General features: G+C 37.8%; 17 protein-coding genes and 1 pseudogene. 11 read left to right on the top strand and 7 right to left on the bottom strand.

All coding sequences use genetic code 11. The features are described 5' to 3' along the window. Window positions 1–65: 65 nt before the first annotated feature. A complete protein-coding gene (locus tag D0S48_RS14070) occupies window positions 66–410 on the bottom strand; it encodes a zinc ribbon domain-containing protein YjdM (protein WP_151112221.1) in 345 nt (114 codons plus the stop codon). 158 nt (window positions 411–568) lie between these two features. Between D0S48_RS14070 and D0S48_RS20670 the strand changes: the two genes are divergently transcribed. Next, window positions 569–718: a hypothetical protein gene (locus D0S48_RS20670; protein WP_186318196.1), complete on the top strand. Its 150-nt coding sequence runs from the start codon at window positions 569–571 to the stop codon at window positions 716–718. Between the two features lie 220 nt (window positions 719–938). On the opposite strand, the gene D0S48_RS14065 is transcribed toward D0S48_RS20670, so the two are convergent. Continuing rightward, window positions 939–2,546 (bottom strand): thiamine pyrophosphate-binding protein, encoded by a 1,608-nt coding sequence (locus tag D0S48_RS14065; RefSeq protein ID WP_151112219.1) that lies wholly within the window; start codon window positions 2,544–2,546, stop codon window positions 939–941. Window positions 2,547–2,754: 208 nt separating this feature from the next. Here D0S48_RS14065 and D0S48_RS14060 point away from each other — a divergent pair, with 208 nt between their 5' ends. After that, on the top strand, window positions 2,755–3,483 hold the full coding sequence (locus tag D0S48_RS14060) for a DsbA family oxidoreductase (RefSeq protein ID WP_144539188.1): 729 nt from the start codon (window positions 2,755–2,757) through the stop codon (window positions 3,481–3,483). A 104-nt stretch (window positions 3,484–3,587) separates the two neighbouring features. On the opposite strand, the gene D0S48_RS14055 is transcribed toward D0S48_RS14060, so the two are convergent. Further along, on the bottom strand, window positions 3,588–4,784 hold the full coding sequence (locus D0S48_RS14055) for a tape measure protein (RefSeq protein ID WP_151112217.1): 1,197 nt from the start codon (window positions 4,782–4,784) through the stop codon (window positions 3,588–3,590). A gap of 705 nt (window positions 4,785–5,489) precedes the next feature. Between D0S48_RS14055 and D0S48_RS20980 the strand changes: the two are divergent. Further along, window positions 5,490–5,608, top strand: a pseudogene (locus tag D0S48_RS20980) (transposase); the annotation flags it as partial. Between the two features lie 72 nt (window positions 5,609–5,680). Here the strand turns inward: D0S48_RS20980 and D0S48_RS14045 are convergent. Then, entirely contained in the window at window positions 5,681–6,031 is a 351-nt protein-coding gene (locus tag D0S48_RS14045; protein ID WP_144541184.1) for a winged helix-turn-helix transcriptional regulator, read from the bottom strand. 153 nt (window positions 6,032–6,184) lie between these two features. Here D0S48_RS14045 and D0S48_RS14040 point away from each other — a divergent pair, with 153 nt between their 5' ends. Together D0S48_RS14040 and D0S48_RS14035 are read left to right on the top strand one after the other, a co-directional pair. Next, complete coding sequence (locus D0S48_RS14040) at window positions 6,185–7,240, top strand: LLM class flavin-dependent oxidoreductase (RefSeq protein ID WP_151112213.1); 1,056 nt, start codon at window positions 6,185–6,187, stop codon at window positions 7,238–7,240. Window positions 7,241–7,252: 12 nt separating this feature from the next. After that, window positions 7,253–7,819: an NADPH-dependent FMN reductase gene (locus D0S48_RS14035; protein ID WP_151112211.1), complete on the top strand. Its 567-nt coding sequence runs from the start codon at window positions 7,253–7,255 to the stop codon at window positions 7,817–7,819. Window positions 7,820–7,913: 94 nt separating this feature from the next. Here the strand turns inward: D0S48_RS14035 and D0S48_RS14030 are convergent, their stop codons facing one another. The 3 genes from D0S48_RS14030 to D0S48_RS14020 form a co-directional block, all read right to left on the bottom strand. After that, window positions 7,914–8,300 carry an Hsp20/alpha crystallin family protein gene (locus D0S48_RS14030; protein WP_151112209.1) on the bottom strand — a complete coding sequence of 129 codons (387 nt, stop codon included), beginning with the start codon at window positions 8,298–8,300 and terminating at the stop codon, window positions 7,914–7,916. Between the two features lie 190 nt (window positions 8,301–8,490). Continuing rightward, a complete protein-coding gene (locus tag D0S48_RS14025) occupies window positions 8,491–9,300 on the bottom strand; it encodes an undecaprenyl-diphosphate phosphatase (RefSeq protein ID WP_144541178.1) in 810 nt (269 codons plus the stop codon). A gap of 143 nt (window positions 9,301–9,443) precedes the next feature. Next, a complete protein-coding gene (locus D0S48_RS14020; RefSeq protein ID WP_151112207.1) occupies window positions 9,444–10,205 on the bottom strand; it encodes a glucose 1-dehydrogenase in 762 nt (253 codons plus the stop codon). Window positions 10,206–10,479: 274 nt separating this feature from the next. Here D0S48_RS14020 and D0S48_RS14015 point away from each other — a divergent pair, with 274 nt between their 5' ends. The 6 genes from D0S48_RS14015 to D0S48_RS13990 all read left to right on the top strand — a co-directional run bounded on the left by D0S48_RS14015 (window position 10,480) and on the right by D0S48_RS13990 (window position 16,352). Next, window positions 10,480–10,827 (top strand): PadR family transcriptional regulator, encoded by a 348-nt coding sequence (locus tag D0S48_RS14015; RefSeq protein ID WP_151112205.1) that lies wholly within the window; start codon window positions 10,480–10,482, stop codon window positions 10,825–10,827. Beyond that, window positions 10,805–11,821, top strand: a complete 1,017-nt coding sequence (locus tag D0S48_RS14010) for an HAAS signaling domain-containing protein (RefSeq protein ID WP_225321625.1) — start codon at window positions 10,805–10,807, stop codon at window positions 11,819–11,821. The genes D0S48_RS14015 and D0S48_RS14010 overlap by 23 nt, the downstream gene beginning before the upstream one ends. A 615-nt stretch (window positions 11,822–12,436) precedes the next feature. Then, window positions 12,437–13,840 (top strand): DHA2 family efflux MFS transporter permease subunit, encoded by a 1,404-nt coding sequence (locus D0S48_RS14005; RefSeq protein ID WP_151112201.1) that lies wholly within the window; start codon window positions 12,437–12,439, stop codon window positions 13,838–13,840. 217 nt (window positions 13,841–14,057) lie between these two features. Beyond that, window positions 14,058–14,342 carry a hypothetical protein gene (locus D0S48_RS14000; RefSeq protein WP_151112199.1) on the top strand — a complete coding sequence of 95 codons (285 nt, stop codon included), beginning with the start codon at window positions 14,058–14,060 and terminating at the stop codon, window positions 14,340–14,342. A gap of 135 nt (window positions 14,343–14,477) precedes the next feature. Further along, the gene (locus D0S48_RS13995; protein WP_144541167.1) at window positions 14,478–14,672 is read left to right on the top strand and encodes an alpha/beta-type small acid-soluble spore protein; all 195 of its coding nucleotides are present in this window, start codon (window positions 14,478–14,480) and stop codon (window positions 14,670–14,672) included. A gap of 318 nt (window positions 14,673–14,990) precedes the next feature. Then, window positions 14,991–16,352 carry a right-handed parallel beta-helix repeat-containing protein gene (locus D0S48_RS13990; RefSeq protein WP_191963806.1) on the top strand — a complete coding sequence of 454 codons (1,362 nt, stop codon included), beginning with the start codon at window positions 14,991–14,993 and terminating at the stop codon, window positions 16,350–16,352. Window positions 16,353–16,396: the final 44 nt, after the last annotated feature.

Genomic DNA, 16,396 nt, shown 5'->3' with positions numbered 1-16,396 from the left:
TTATTAAATATCTTAATAACAACATTTTATAAAGAAAAAACCCTTCCACTTGGAAAGGGTGCAAATCAACTCTTTTTTACAAATTCGGATTTTAACTTCATAGCTCCGAATCCATCAATTTTACAATCAATATTATGGTCTCCGTCTACTAGGCGAATGCTCTTTACCTTGGTACCAATTTTTAATGTAGAGGAGCTTCCTTTTACTTTTAAATCTTTAATAACGGTTACAGAATCTCCATCTTGGAGGATATTGCCGTTAGCATCCTTTACTTCTAACTCGTCTACTACTTCTGCTCTTTCTTCTATCAATGACCATTCATGTGCACATTCAGGACAAACTAGAAGAGAGCCATCCTCATATGTATATTCAGAACTACACTTCGGGCAATTCGGCAAAGCTGTCGTCATTATATTACCTCCATTTACTCTTCATTTTAATATAGTAATCTAAGCCATTCAACACATTTCAATATGAGGAAGGTTTATCCAGATTTCTTTGTGGGTAACTAATTATTAACCTTCCTAATTAAAATATATTCAAAAATACGGCGAGAGGAGGAATGGACATGGATGAAGAAAAACGAGTAGAAGTACATCGTGAAGAACGAACAGATTCTGGGATGGTAGGAGCAACTTTCATCAAGTATGCTGCTTACTTAATAATATTCTTTGGTATCCTTTGGTTCCTAATCTCTTACGTATTTCCAATGTTTTAATTGGTATTAAGATCCACGTCTGACCACATGCGGACGTGGATTTTCCCTTTTAAAAATCCCTTTACCTCTCACCCTTCTTATATTTCAACTACATTTGCCTTACTTAAAAGTTCTATTGCACATTCCACGTTGCCTGCACCTTCACTTTATTTTTAGGAGCTAAAGTTATTTACTTTCATATAAAAAAAGAAGCCCTATTAATAAGGACTTCTTTATACGGTTATTCTGTCTCTGGGAAGAATGCTTGTTCTGTGTATATATCCACCAATGTTGGCCCTTTTGTTTGAAGGGCTTGACTTAGTAACTCTTCTAAATTTTCATCACTCTCAACTCGAAACCCTTTCCATCCACAGGCTTCTGCCACCTGAACAAAATTTGGGTTGGTAAGTTGTGTACCTAGCTCTTCATTGCCGGACGCTTGAATTTTATCACTTTCCATTTGAAGTGCTCCATTATTAAAAACGACTACCGTGATATCTAGCCCATAGCGAGTAGCAGTCAATAGGTCGGCTAACGTCATTTCAAGACCGCCATCACCCACCACAGCTACCACTTGTTTTTCTGGTTGCTCCAGCTTTACAGCCATTGCTGCTGGAAGCCCAAAGCCCATGGAACGCCAATAGCCTGAAAAGAGTACCTTTTGGTTGGTTTGTCGGAAGTTCCTGTTCATCCAGACTGTTACATCTCCTGTATCTAAAGTGATGACCGCATCGTCTGCCACCGTTTGTTCTAGACCTCTAGCTATTCGAGATGGATGGACTGGCGCCCCTTCTATTTGGCCTTCCTGTTCATTTTGATCTGCCCATTTTTCTTTTATTGTCTCTATACGATTAAGCCACTCATCATTTTTTTTGTGTCCATTCACACTTTGTTGCAGTAAAGGAACAACTTGCTCGGCTCTTCCCTTTATCCCAAAATCTGCAGCAACTCTCTTCTTGGCATGCTCTAGATTTAGATCAATGTGAATGATAGTCGCATTTTCAGGAACATATCCCTCTGGCCACCAGGTTGCACCTACTATTAAAACAACATCAGCTTCCTTAAAAACTTTTGGCGCATGAGGATTTCCACCTTCCCCAATTCCCTGAAGAAGATGAGGCGTAGAATCTTTAAAGATTCCTTTACCTCCTAGACTTATTAAAATTCCTGCTCCCCAGGTCATAGCAAGCTCTTCTAAATCCCCAGCGGCCTTTCTTGCTCCTGCACCAGCTAAGATCATTGGCTGTCGAGCCTGCTTCATCACCTTGGATACCTCTTCTAAATCGTTCAGTTCAAAGGAGCCTGTCCCCTCTAAAATACGAGGGAGCTGTCGTGCCCTTGCTTTAGTTTCTTTTTCAAATAAATCCTTAGGAACTGATATATGTGTAACGGTACTCTGTTGAAGAGAAATTTCAGCTGCCTTCTGAAGCAAATCTACAATAGCACTTTCACTGTTTAGATTTGCAGAATAGGTCGCGAATGGCTTGAACAACTCCTGCTGATCGACATACTGCTGAAAGTCCGTTCCCATATCTTTTTGAGCAGCCTGTCCAGTTAAGGCTAAGACAGGAGCCTTGTCTGAGTATGCGTCACCTAGCCCATTTAAAAGATTTGCCGCTCCTGGTCCCATAGTGGATGTACATACTGCCAATCTTCCTGTCAATTTTGCTTCCGCCGAAGCCATGAAAGCTGCTACTGATTCATGCTTTACTGCGATAAACTCGATTTTATCCTGTTTGGCCATCGCATCTAACAATCCAATAATGGTATCACCTGTCACACCATAAATGCGCTTAACCCCTAGAAGCGACAGCTGGTCTAATATAACCTCTGCGACGTTTTTACTCATAGAAATCCTCTCCTTTAAAAAAAGTTTGTTACCAATTAAATTCCCTTATACAAATGGGTTAAACAAATTACTTTTAGAAGAGGGAATTATAATACTTACTATTAACATTCTTGTATAGTAAACCTTTGGCAATTACTGAGCAGACAAAGAGGGGTTTTCTAGAAAATATGCTATATTAACTCTATAAAAAGGAAGGTTGGGTGAGATCATGAAAATTGAAGTATGGTCTGATTTTGTTTGTCCATTTTGTTATATAGGAAAGCGTCGTTTAGAGCAAGCTTTAGAGGAATTTGACCACAAAAACAAGGTAGAGGTTAGCTATAAAAGCTTTGAGCTTCAGCCTCATCTACCAAGTGATAAAAATGTAACTATTCATGAAATGCTTGCCAAAAAGATGAATACGACACCTGAGCAGGCTAAAGCGATGAATCAACAAATTATTGCTAGTGCAGCAACAGTAGGGTTAGCTTACCAATTTGACGAGATGAAACAAACAAATACGCTAGATGCACATCGTTTAGTTAAATATGCGGAAACAAAAGGAAAAGGTAGCGAGTTAACAGAACGCCTTTTAAGCGCACATTTCTTGGAATCTCAATTTCTTGGAGAGCAGGAAACTCTTTTAAGCTTAGCTACTGATGTAGGCTTAAATCGTGAGGAAGCAAGCAAAGTACTTTCTGGCTCCGAATATTTAGATGATGTCCGTATGGATCAACAGGAAGGCCAACAGCTTGGTGTTCAAGGTGTACCTTTCTTTGTTTTCAACCGAAAATATGCTATTTCTGGAGCACAACCACATGAAGCTTTTGTCCAAACACTGAAAAAGGTATGGGAAGAAGAGAATCAGTCCTCTCCTCTGCAACATATCCATTCGGATTCGGAAGCAACTTGTACCGACGATGGCTGTGAAATAACCGAGACAAATAAAGAGGCTTAAATCTTGAAAGTTCAAGTATTAGCATAGTAGGATAGAAATCGTTAAAACATGAAAAACCATCAAAAAGGCCATAAGCTGAGTAATACTCAGCTTATGGCCTTTTTTTATTTTATTTCTAATAGAACTTTATAGATTTCACTTATCGTTGGTAGCTTTAGTAATTTTCGTTCACTGTAAATATTAATCAGTTCCTTTTGAATAATCTCCCCAGCAAATTGCTCTCGATTCTCAGCCTTAAACATATTACGTAACAATTTAGGGATTTTGTATTTCGACTTAAATATATCTAAAAGCTTCTGTAGCTCCAACTCATTCAATAAATGATCATAGACGTGCTGCTCCAGCTCTACTTCAAATATATCTAGCATTTCTTTTGCATCATCTTCAATAAAACGATCTAAAATTCTACCGGCAATTTTAGAGGTGAGGATACTACCAATGATTAAACCAACTATACCACCGACCAAAGCGCCCGTGCTTGTGCTTCCCCAAGGAACGAGAACGCCGATGCTGGCACCGATTGCCATACCACCTATACTACCCGCTACATTTGCCGCTGTTTTCGTTATATTCTTAAATAATTGGGTTTTAGACATTTCGCCCTTAACAGCACGTGAAATATCTAATGTTGAAAGCACACCAGTTACAAGCGCTCCCGTAACTACGTTGGCATTGAGCAACAAAATTGTTTTTTTGGCTGCTAGAGAACTGATCATTGCCTTGTGAGTGAACTTCCCCGCAGCTTTCTTTGCTACAACCTTCGCGCCATTTTTTTGAATGGCACCTCTAACCCCACTCCCTAATTCAAAGGCATCATCTAGCTCAATATCCTGCATATCATTTGCCAGTATCTCATCCACTACGGCCTCTCCTACTATATTTAAGCCTGTGTAGACGGCATTTTCTACTGCTTCCTCACGCGTAGCACCATTCCAAGCACTTTGTGCAAAAGCGATAGCAGCACTCATTCCTAATGACTCATTCTGTAGCTGAACACGTCCGCTTTCCTCCAAGATTAGTCCCTCTATTAAGCCCGCCTCTGCTATATAGCGTACTTGCCTATATGTAAAAGCACCTTGCTTCACGGTATCTTTCGCAAGTTCCTCGTTTTGCAAACGTACTGTTAGCTGAGCCACAACCTCATCGTATTGATCAAAAGGTACCTCTAATTTAATAGCACCCAGTTGGTTAACATATAGTAACTGCTCATCTGACAGACTTGACTCAACCGTTTCTTTCACCGTAGAGCAATAAATATTTTGTAAAAAATGCTCATTCTTAATATATTCAATATTTTCCACTTTCGTCTTGCCTCCACTAGTTTCCTCTAACAAATAAGGAAACCATATATCGAAGGAGTTGTACAGATAAAAAGAAATAACAACACTAATTTGTCACACGTTTTTTGTGAAAGGTTATAGCGATGGGTATAACTTTATATTTGTTGTTTAAGTATGGATATTCTGTGTATAAGTGCATAACTTTTGGAGTAAGATGTTAATTTTACTCTGATGAAGATATTTAGCATGGGATATGTGAGTAACTTTGTGGAGAACATCTAAGTTTAGATGTATTTAATACAATATAAATTGTACACTGGGGAAAAGTTGTTTATAAATATAAATCCATAAGATAAGAGCATGGACTGTTCCCATTTACCATATCTAAATTGAAATACCTTCTTGCTCAAAAAAAAAAGAGATACTCTTGTATCTCTCAGACTGTAGACAAACACCATGAATTTTGGCGTTTTGCCTACAGTCTTTTTTTCTTTTAAGAGATAAAGCTAGAAATGTTAATCTCCGCTGCGAGCGGACGCTTTCCGCGGGCACGGCTTCAGCCGCTTCCCTCGCTACGCTCAGTCCAGGGTCTTCAGCTCGCGCTAGTCCCGCTGGATTCGCCGCTCTCCGCTCTCATCAACAGTGCTTCCTATTAAAGGAATGAGGGGATGGATAATGTAGCTGAGGACTTGCGACACAATTTTTAAAGAAATATATGGAAAGAGTATAGAAAAGCATGGTATGCGATGGACAACCCTAATGGAATAAAAAAATTGTCCATGCAGGCGATGCTTACTTTTGCTGACTTAAATCTTAAGAAACTAGCCAGATTAAACCTAGATTAATTGCAAAATGGTTGGAAATCGAAATGGTTTCCAACCATTTTGTCTACACTGTGAGAGGTACTCTTGTATCTCTTACAGCATTTTGTTGGTTTGTTGTTTTTTTTGCTTATGTAGAATATGGGCAGTTCCCCATTCATGCATCGCATTTAAAATTGGTTCTAAGCTTTTTCCATATTCGGTAATGGAATACTCTACCTTTGGAGGGACTTGAGGGTATACCTTTCTCGCAATAATATCCTCTTTCTCTAGTTCACGTAACTGGTTGGTTAACATCTTCTGTGTAATACCTGGTACTTTTCGTTTTAAATCACTAAATCTCTGAGTACCTTCCTGTAATAACGTCAATAAGATGATAGGTTTCCATTTTCCTACCAATATCCCAAGTGCATCGTCTACTCTACATAGTTCAGGCTGTAAGTCCATATTGCACACCACCTTAAGTATCTTTAAGTATACTATACCACTTTTATGTGCGTACTTACCCTAATTTAAAAGATGCGTCATACTCATAATATAAGCTCATCTCTACTTCAAACTTTAAAACAAAGAATAAACACTAAGAGAGGTTGAAGATACATGCAAAACTATAGAATAGACCCAAGCAAAGGCTTAGAATTTGGACTTTATACGCTGGGTGACCACATTCCCAATCCACATACCGGTGAGCGTATTTCCTCTGCTCAACGTATTCAAGAAATAATAGAGATAGCAAAGTTAGCAGAGCAAGCTGGGCTAGACTTTTTTAGTGTAGGAGAAAGTCATCAGGAGTACTTTACAACACAAGCACATTCTGTTGTATTGGCTGCAATTGCACAAGCCACAAGCAAAATTAAAATCGCTAGTTCCTCAACAATAATAAGTACCTCAGATCCAGTACGAGTTTATGAGGATTTTGCAACGATTGACTTAATATCTAAAGGACGCGCAGAGATTATTGCTGGACGAGCTTCTAGAGTTGGTCTTTTCGATTTATTAGGCTACAACGTAAGAGATTATGAGGAGTTATTTGAGGAAAAATTTGAGCTGCTTCTTAAAATCAATGAAGAAGATATAGTGAATTGGAATGGTGAATTTCGTGCACCATTAAGGAACGCCAAGGTTCTGCCGCGTCCTGATAACGGCTTCATCCCAATTTGGCGAGCAGTTGGCGGGCCACCAGCAAGTGCTATTAAAGCGGGTTATGCAGGTGTACCAATGTTTATCGCAACGTTAGGCGGTCCTGCAACCAGCTTTAAGATTTCCGTAGATGCATACCGAGATGCCGCTAAGGAAAATGGTCATGATCCGGCAACACTTCCAGTTGCAACAGCAGGGTTCTTTTATGCTGCCGAAACGACTCAGCAGGCACAACGAGAAATTTATCCATATTTGAATCAGGGGCTACAGCTGATAAACGGGCATGGGTATCCTAAGCAACAATTTGCACAAGGCGCCGATCCTCGTAATGTGATGAATATTGGTAGCCCTCAACAAATTATTGAGAAAATTCTCTATCAGCATGAAGTTTTCGGACATCAGCGCTATATTGCACAAATGGATTTCGGAGGAGTCCCTTATGAGTATTTAGTGAAAAATATTGAATTAATTGGTAATGAAATCCTGCCTGCCATAAAAAAATATACCTCTAAATAGGAGTGTCTTTAGATGAAAATTGTTGGATTATCTGGATCCAGAGTTGGATCTAAAACCCGAACGGCTATGAATTATACAATTAAAGAAATATCAGAGAAGTATCCTGAGGTAGAGATAACTTTAATCGATTTAGCAGATTATGATATTCAATTTAGCGATGGTCGAAATTTTTTAGAGTATGAAGGGGATACAGGATTCGTAACGACAAAGATTATGGAGGCAGATGCCATCATTATAGGTACGCCTATCTTTCAGGCTTCTATCCCTGCCACTCTTAAGAATATCTTTGACTTACTCCCTGTTAGTGCATTTAGAGATAAAATTGTGAGCATGATTGTTACTGCTGGTTCTGCTAAGCATTACTTAATAGTTGAACAACAATTAAAGCCAATCTTGGCTTATATGAAAGCACAAATGGTTCAGACGTATGTCTTCATAGAAGAAAAGGACTTTCATCGCAAGGAAATTGTAAATGATGATGTGATTTTTCGGATTCAACGTTTAGTAGAAGATACCCTTGTCTTAACAGAGACCTACAAGGCAATCAAAGAGAAGAAGGAGGCAGAATACGACTTTTAACGAATCGTCTATACTACACTTCCAGAAGAATAATGGTTGTGTTTAAAGTCTAAGAGGAGCAACTCAACATATTGAGAGCTCCTCTTTCTGCCATTTAATTTAGCTTTGGCATCCTAACCTCTAGTTGGCCATTTTGATAATTCACTGACAAGTCTTCCTTAGAAACAGGGCTCGGTAGTGATACGGAACGATGGAAACTGCTCATGTACTGTGCATTTCGATCGATTGTATCTGCAGAATGGTTAATAACACCATTAATCGTTAACATATTATTTATGACATCAATCTTTAAATCACTATTTTTCTCTAGACCTGGCATATCACATATGGCAACCACTTCATGTTCTGTTTCTTGTACATCCATACGCAAACTTCCGATTGGCAGTTCTTTAAAAAGAGGAATTTCCGCAAAAAAGCGTTCTATTTCTTTAAATATATTATTTGTTAGCTGATTAAATGGATCAGATGGCAGTAATGACATTGATTTGCCTCCTTATTTATTTCATAGTGATTATTTCGAGCAATTGGTTTGTACAATAACCATAAATAGTCTCACCATTTGTATATGCAAATCCATTACGTCCATCTAGGCGAACCATCTAATCGAATGAAGAGAAGTTATTCTTGCCTCATCCTTCAATCCCCTAATTCCTAGCTCTCATAAACTCTCATTAGAAGAATATTAACAATAGTATACCGACGATGAAACAATAATAAGTAAAATAATGAAGCCTTCCATTTTTCATAATTCCCATAAACCATCTCATAGCAAAATAGGACATGATAAATGTACTTATAAATGCTGCTAGATAAGGAACTGCCAGATCTGCCTTGTTAGGTTCATTGATAAAATCTGATAGACCAAGCACAACTCCTCCCAAGCTTATCGGAATATAGAGCATAAAGGAGAATCGTAAAGCGGTCTCCTGTTTCATCCCAACTGCAATGGAAGAAATAATGGTAGCTCCTGACCTACTAATACCTGGTGTTAAAGCAACAGCTTGGCCAAGACCGACAATCCAAGCATCCTTAGTTGTTAGATCTTTCTCCCCTTTTGTCCCCTTCATATTACGAATGGTCCATAAAGCTAAACCCGTAATGAAAAGCATGATTGCGATTACCGTCATACTGATACTTTCAGCTATCCAATCACTCAATAAAACTCCTAATACGCCTGCGGGAATGGTTCCTATAACGATAAAAAGTACAAATCGAAAATCACTTTTGTAACGTGTGTCTTTCTTTTTTACATAATAAATTGAGTTCGTTGCTAGCCTCATAATATCATGTCTATAAATTACTAGAATGGCTAGCAAAGAGGCTGTATTCGTTAGTATTGCAAAGGTGAAGCCTTGCTCTCCAAGTCCTAATAGCTCACTTGCAATCATCACATGTCCACTGGATGAAACCGGGATTGGCTCTGTAAAGCCTTGAACAAGACCAATAACAATCATTTTTAAAGTAAATAGTAAATCTTCCATTTTACCCCCTATAAAACGTTTTATAATTTATACAGACGCCTTAAAATATAGATTGTTTCCATTGTATGCTAGGTAACACAAGGAAAGTAATATTGATTACAAAATAAAAAACTCTCTAGAAGCTATCTAGAGAGTTTTTATGATTAATAAGCGCTCCAGCCACCATCAGCTGTTACTACAATACCGTTGATAAGTGAAGATTCGTCAGAAGCCAGGAACAGAGCAATATTGGATATATCAGTAACCTGCCCAGCTCTAGTCATCATTCCAACACCACGTGTAGATTGCTTCATACCGAATGGGTCGATATTATTCATAGCAGCTGAGAATCCTGTTTCAACATGACCTGGTGCAATTGCATTAGAACGAATACCAAGTGGACCATAATGAGAAGCTACATTTTTAGTCATTCCCACAACTGCGTGCTTCGCCGCAGTATAAGTTAGACCACCGCGTCCTCCCATTACGCCTGCTAAAGATGCCATATTAACAATCGTACCGCTCCCGTTCTTTTCAAAATGAGGGAGTACTTGTCGTATACAACGCATAACTCCCGTTACATTAATATTCATCACTCGATTCCATACATCGTCCTCAACATTAGCAGCAGCCTGCATATTGTCTCCAACACCTGCATTATTCACTAAAATATCAATGTGTCCAAAATGTTCAATTGTAGAGGAAACCATTTTTTGAACATCTTCCTCGTTAGCAATATTCACTTTTACGCCAAAAGCGGAATAACCCGATTCCGTTAATTCACTTACAGTAGATTGCAGAGCTTCTTCGTTGAAGTCAGCAATCACTACACTAGCTCCTTCTTTTGCATAAGCAGTTGCTATTTCCTTGCCAATTCCTGCTCCGCTTCCTGTAATTATGGCAACTTTGTTCTGTAATCTATTCATCTTTAATCTTCCTTTCTATATTACATTTTTGGTACAGGTTGTCCTGATAACAAATTTACTACAATTCACGTTAGTAGTATATCTAAAAACAGTTACTCCATTATCTCCATTTATTAACTAGCTTTAAACCCAGTAACCTGAATCTGTTTTATACAAAAAAGTTTTTTGTAGACTGCCTACACAATATAAAAAAATAAAAATAAAGTACTATATATGTTATAATTTGTAATACATTAGTGTATGATATACAGTATAGAAAAAGAGGTGAGTACAATTGGTTAATTTGTTGGATTCATACATGACTGAGCTTAGAAGAGGAACTCTTCCTTTAGCCGTCCTAAGTCAATTGCGAAAGCCCCAGTACGGATATTCGTTAGTTCAAGGATTAGAAATTGCAGGGGTTTCTATTGAACAAAGTACACTATATCCTTTACTTCGTCGTTTAGAGAAACAAGATCTATTAACAAGCAGCTGGGATACAACAGAAAGCAGACCAAGAAAGTATTATGTATTAAGTGATTATGGCATAGAAGTTTTTGAACAATTAAAAGGAGAGTGGGAGAAAATGACATTAGAATTGAAGTCACTTCTAGAGGGGGATGAACGCAGTGAATTTGATTGATGCTTATGTATATGAGGTAACACGAAGGCTTCCAAAGAAATCACGAGATGATATTGCAATGGAGCTTAGATTTTCAATTGAAGATATGCTTCCAGAGGACTACACCGAAAAGGAAGTTAAAGAAGCATTAGCTAAAATGGATGACCCTGCTGTTTTAGCGGCAAGCTATCGTGACAAGCCAATGTATTTAATCGGTCCTAAGGTTTACGATGCTTATATAGAGACACTAAAAATGATTTTTCCTTGGGCAATCCTTATATGTATCATCGTAAGTGTTGTTGCAAGCATTGGACTGTTCAATGGAGAAGATGCAGTATTAACGGTAATAATTAATACTTTTACAGACATTATCGTCAATGTCATATACGTTGTTTCACAAATATTTATCTGGGTCACTATAGTATTTGTCATTGTAGAACGAGTTGGTCTATCCAAAAATGACCTACCTTTAACGAAGAAAGGTACACCTTGGACTCCTGAGGATTTAAAGAATGTTCAAATCATCCCAGCAAAAAAAATTATATCTACCGGAGAAATAGTTTTTAGTATCATGTGGACTGTAATCTGGGCAGTAATTTATTGGAACGCTGATCACCTCGTTGGAATATACAGATCAACTGAAGGTACCGGCTTACAGCTAGTAATGCCTATTTTTGACCATCAGATGTTACTATCCTATTGGCCTTTAGTAGTAGCATTTATTGTACTGGAGATTGGGTTGGCTCTTTACAAGTGGAACGTTGGTCAATGGACAAAGAATGTTGCAATAGTAAATGGAATCATCCATACGATGAGTATTATTACTTTTATCATCATTACAAGTAATGCTAATTTATATAACGAGGCTACGATTCCTTATATGGCAAAAGTTTTAGAAATGAACATCCCCTCGTTGCTATCTGTAATTGAAATAATATGGATTATCATTGTGGTATCTGTAGTCATTTCTACAGTTATGGAGCTAGTAGACAGCTATAAAAAGGCTAAAATTTAAAAATTAATACTCTTCCTCCAAGCAAATAATGTTTGGAGGATTAACTATTTTCTCGAACACTTATACTTTATGACCATTTTAGAAGTATACGTTCTTCTCCTTCCCAAACAAGACCAATTTCCCTCGTTCAGCTCACCATTAAACATTCTTATTCAATCTTAAATGTGTCTGAAATGTGAACACCATAAAATTTAGTAGAAAAAAAACACTTACACCACTCGAAATTATTTTGTTATAGTAACAACTAGACCGGTCGAAGCAAAAGGAAAAATGGTAAAAAGAAATGTTAAAATCGCTTATAGTCGACATATAGTGATTACTTTTTTTATTTGAAGAGGGAATATGAATAGAGCTCTCTAACTATTATTTCAAATTTTTAATACATCGTATAGATAAGAGTATGTGTTGTTTCTAGCTGTACAGTAATGGTGAATAACATATTTCTCTAAAATGGAACGGATAGTACAAACAGCGAGTTTCAATAGAATTGCATTTTCATGAATGAATTCGATGTAGCTCCTGTCAATTATACTTAAGTTTACAAAACAAAGAAGTATTCCCCTACTGATTATGTCTAGGGGGATTATCTATTTTTAGAGGGAGTTTCAAACAAAGATGAATAAACAGATCAAGACAGGACCGATAATGGCTGCTCTTTTAGTTGCAGGATTTGTCGGACTTTTTAGTGAAACTGCATTAAATATTGCTTTAGGAGACTTAAGTTCATTATTTGATGTTAAACCAACAACCATCCAATGGTTAGCCACGGGCTACTTTTTAACTTTAGGTATTTTAGTGCCAGTAACGGGTATTCTGATGCAAAAATTCACAACGCGACAAATGTTCCTTACTTCTATTTCTTTATCAATTATCGGAACAATTCTAGCCGCTCTATCACCGACATTTAGCATTTTATTGGTTGGACGTATTATTCAAGCAGCAGGATTAGCGATTAATTTACCACTAACTCAAAATGTAATCTTCACCATCTTCCCTCCTAACAAACGTGGGGCTGCAATGGGTGTTATGGGCTTAGTTATGTTAGCAGGACCAGCTTTAGGACCAACAATCGCCGGACTTATTTTAGATACATTATCATGGGAGTGGATCTTCTGGGTAACCCTTCCTTTCTTAGTGTTCTCTGCCGTATTTGGCTATCTATTCTTGCCTAACGTTAACGAAATACGTAAAGTTTCTATCGATATTCTATCTGTAATTCTTTCAACTATTGGATTTGGTGGAGTTGTTTATGGAGTGAGTGTCGCTGGAGAGCATGGTTGGACAAGTACAATTGTTATTACCTCGATAATTGTCGGGATTATTGCATTAATACTTTTCTCCATACGTCAAATGAAAATGGAAAATCCAATGCTGAATTTAAAAGCATTTAAATACCCTCTTTTCATCCTTGGAGTAGTAATGAGCTTTATCACATTCTTTAATATGCTGTCATTACTAGTTGTTTTACCGATGTATATGCAAATGGGATTATTAATGCTTGCCTTCACTACGGGCCTTGTTTTATTGCCGGGTAGCTTATTAAATTGTATTTTAGCACCTACAATTGGACGTATGTTTGATAAGTTTGGTCCAAAAGCTGTTATAACACCAGGTACTATTTTTGTTGTCATTGGATATATTCTTTATGCTTCATTTGGTACTGATACGGCTACTTGGTTAATAGTTGTCACACATATTATCATGATGCTTGGTATTGGTATGGTACTAGCTTCTACGCAAACAAATACACTAAATTCTTTACCAAGAGAATATTATCCAGACGGCATTGCATTGACTCAAACTGTTCAGCAGGTAGCTGGGGCAATGGGTATCGCTATTATGGTATCTCTGTTATCAGCAAAACAAGACAGTTACTTAACAACTGTTAGTGATAACTTAGCAGAAGCAACTGCTTCCGGGTCATCATTCGTATTTACGCTTGGGTTGATCTTAGCAATCGTAAACCTTGTTCTTTCTCTATTCATGAAAAAGCCAGGAGAAGTAAAGCTGAAAGCTTAATAGAAAAAGCTGAAAACTCCCGTAAAATTACGGGAGTTTTTTTATGTTTATATATAAAATACAGATAATCAAAATATATATTTAGTCTTTCATCAGAGCTTTTTCATCCATCAAATCATTCTGCTCCCTGTAAGATGCTTCCTTCATCTCCGCAGCTAATAGATCTACATTCGTTCGGGATTGTCTAATATGTTCTTGGAATACCTAGTCGTATCACATGTCGTATTACGTTATCGCCCAATTTGAAACCAAAGAGGCAGCAGAAACGTTTGCCTTTGCTCAAAAGGACACACAAATGGAGGTCGTCGAAAGAGACCGTCATGACAACCAACACAGATACGAGGACGTACAAGTCGTTGTTGACGCCTATGCGGACTTGACAGATGAACAGCACAATCAGATTGATGTGGCAAAAATCGTCGAACAGCTATCGGACTACGATTATTCCGACTACAACGAACACATCGAATCGCTGATCGACACCCAACTTAACCCAAAATAAAACGCTTCGGCATAGCGCCGTGGGGTTCTTTTTTTATAAACGTGTAGAGAAGGAATAATCGCAAAAAACAGGAGCATACTGAACAGCACAAGATGAAAAATCATCTTGATGATGCACACAAAGGAGACATAAATAATGGCTAACTCTAACTCAAACCAACTCGTTGTTCCCGGTGCAAAGCAAGCGCTAGATAGCATGAAGGCAGAAATTGCATCAGAATTCGGTGTAACACTCGGCGCAGTCGCATCGTCTCGTCAAAACGGCTCTGTGGGTGGAGAAATAACGAAACGTTTAGTGCGTCAAGCACAAACGCAACTACGCGGTAAATAAGAAGACTCACGCCCCTTTTATGACGGGGCTTTTTTTTGTTTTTATGTAAATATGTGGTTTAAAAATCCGATACATAGTCTGAGTCCAAGTGATTAAGACCTACCTTTTTTAAAGCGGAGTGATTTTTTTCTCCCACCTAAAGATGACCTGATGTGATACTTTGTACCGCCATGTGCGATAAAAGGCATGAATATAAATAAACCAGAAATTAAAAGATGAAAGAAGACGATGAAAATGATGAGATTATCGAGAGTATTATTTACCAGTATTTTAGCAATTATTATGGTGCTGACTATTGGTGTCAGTGCAGATGTGAAAGTGAACGCGGAATCCCATGATATCAATACGTTAGGAAAAGAAATATCAGAAAAGGCTAAACTTGGACTTGAACTTGGCATTTCAGATAGTAATAAAGACAAAGTTGTACTTGTAGAAACTGCGGGTGAGACTGAAAGACTACAAGATGCATTGAACCTCGGAGCCGGTAAAATTGTTGTATTACCATATGGTAGTTCGTTTAAGGTGAGCGGATTAAAAGTTCCTGATAATACAACTATTATTGGTTATGGTTCTAAAATTTATAATGATAAAAAGCACACGACACTGCTAACGATAGGTAGCGGGGTGAATATATACGGTTTAGAAATACAGGGCGCAGGCAACAAAGATGCTGGTGTAAAGGGTATCGGAATAAACATTAATGGCGCGAATTCAGCGAATTATGCTAAAAATATTGTTATTCATGATAGCTTTATTCATGACATCGGTTTTTATGGCATTAAAGCCGAATTTGCAGACAATGTGACTGTTACAAATACAAACATTGAGGACATCGGCTATGCAGGCATTGGCGGATTCTCTGTTAGTAATTTCAACGTAGATAAGAGCCATATTAAAGCTATTGCTCCGGGAACCAACGGAAATGCATATGGTGTGTTCTTTTCTAGGCGAGGTTCTAAGAGTGACCTGATACAATATCCACGAAGCAAAGACAGCTCGGTAACAAATAGCACCATAGAAGATATCCCATTATGGGAAGCGTTAGACACGCATGGTGGAGAAAATATTACGTTTAACCATAATAAAATAAGAAACGCGAAAGTCGGTATAGCGTTTGTTAATGCGACAGGTGATGGCAAAAAAGGAATATTTGGTACACAGCGCTCAACGGCAAAAGGTAACCAAATCGAAGGAATCGGCAAAGGTTGTGGCATTATTGTTGCCGGATCAACGTCAGATTATGCCAGTGGTTTTACGATAAGCGGTAACCAATTAACAAATGCAGGGAAAGAAGGAAGCAGTATCTCAGGTGCAATCTGCGCCAAGTTTACGAAAGATTTAATAATAAAAGAAAATACCTTGAAGAATAGCTTCGCTAATGGTATTAGTATCAACACCCATAATAATCAGTTTTTAATTACTAAAAATAAAATTCAGGATGTACAGGACAAGACGTACGTAGTACCTGCTGCTATTGCAATACGCTCTACTAATAACGAAGGAACCATCTCACAAAACGTCCTAACTGGTGATGGTAAGTTATCAAACAAATATGTATCTGTCCGTGGGATTAACATATCCACTAAAATTAATGTAAAGCTGAAAATTGGTACGAATACAAATACCTTTAAACTACCTATTGCTGGTGGAACTGGGAGTCATGTTACGTATGTAAAATAATAAAACAAATAGCCAATTGATACATGAAGGTTTCACCGAAGAAC

This window comes from Psychrobacillus sp. AK 1817 (genome assembly GCF_008807035.1).
GTDB lineage: Bacteria > Bacillota > Bacilli > Bacillales_A > Planococcaceae > Psychrobacillus > Psychrobacillus faecigallinarum.
The sequence above is the reverse complement of the archived record's forward strand: the minus strand, read 5'-3'. Positions and strand labels throughout refer to the sequence as shown.

Excerpts from the sequence above, each read along its gene's own strand:
- D0S48_RS14010 (WP_225321625.1), top strand. The coding sequence starts at position 10,805 with ATGAACGCAGTGAATTTGATTGATGCTTATGTATATGAGGTAACACGA.
- D0S48_RS14070 (WP_151112221.1), bottom strand. The coding sequence starts at position 410 with ATGACGACAGCTTTGCCGAATTGCCCGAAGTGTAGTTCTGAATATACA.
- D0S48_RS13995 (WP_144541167.1), top strand. The coding sequence starts at position 14,478 with ATGGCTAACTCTAACTCAAACCAACTCGTTGTTCCCGGTGCAAAGCAA.
- D0S48_RS14025 (WP_144541178.1), bottom strand. The coding sequence starts at position 9,300 with ATGGAAGATTTACTATTTACTTTAAAAATGATTGTTATTGGTCTTGTT.
- D0S48_RS14060 (WP_144539188.1), top strand. The coding sequence starts at position 2,755 with ATGAAAATTGAAGTATGGTCTGATTTTGTTTGTCCATTTTGTTATATA.
- D0S48_RS14035 (WP_151112211.1), top strand. The coding sequence starts at position 7,253 with ATGAAAATTGTTGGATTATCTGGATCCAGAGTTGGATCTAAAACCCGA.
- D0S48_RS14030 (WP_151112209.1), bottom strand. The coding sequence starts at position 8,300 with ATGTCATTACTGCCATCTGATCCATTTAATCAGCTAACAAATAATATA.
- D0S48_RS14005 (WP_151112201.1), top strand. The coding sequence starts at position 12,437 with ATGAATAAACAGATCAAGACAGGACCGATAATGGCTGCTCTTTTAGTT.
- D0S48_RS14020 (WP_151112207.1), bottom strand. The coding sequence starts at position 10,205 with ATGAATAGATTACAGAACAAAGTTGCCATAATTACAGGAAGCGGAGCA.
- D0S48_RS14065 (WP_151112219.1), bottom strand. The coding sequence starts at position 2,546 with ATGAGTAAAAACGTCGCAGAGGTTATATTAGACCAGCTGTCGCTTCTA.
- D0S48_RS20670 (WP_186318196.1), top strand. The coding sequence starts at position 569 with ATGGATGAAGAAAAACGAGTAGAAGTACATCGTGAAGAACGAACAGAT.
- D0S48_RS14040 (WP_151112213.1), top strand. The coding sequence starts at position 6,185 with ATGCAAAACTATAGAATAGACCCAAGCAAAGGCTTAGAATTTGGACTT.
- D0S48_RS14045 (WP_144541184.1), bottom strand. The coding sequence starts at position 6,031 with ATGGACTTACAGCCTGAACTATGTAGAGTAGACGATGCACTTGGGATA.
- D0S48_RS14000 (WP_151112199.1), top strand. The coding sequence starts at position 14,058 with ATGTCGTATTACGTTATCGCCCAATTTGAAACCAAAGAGGCAGCAGAA.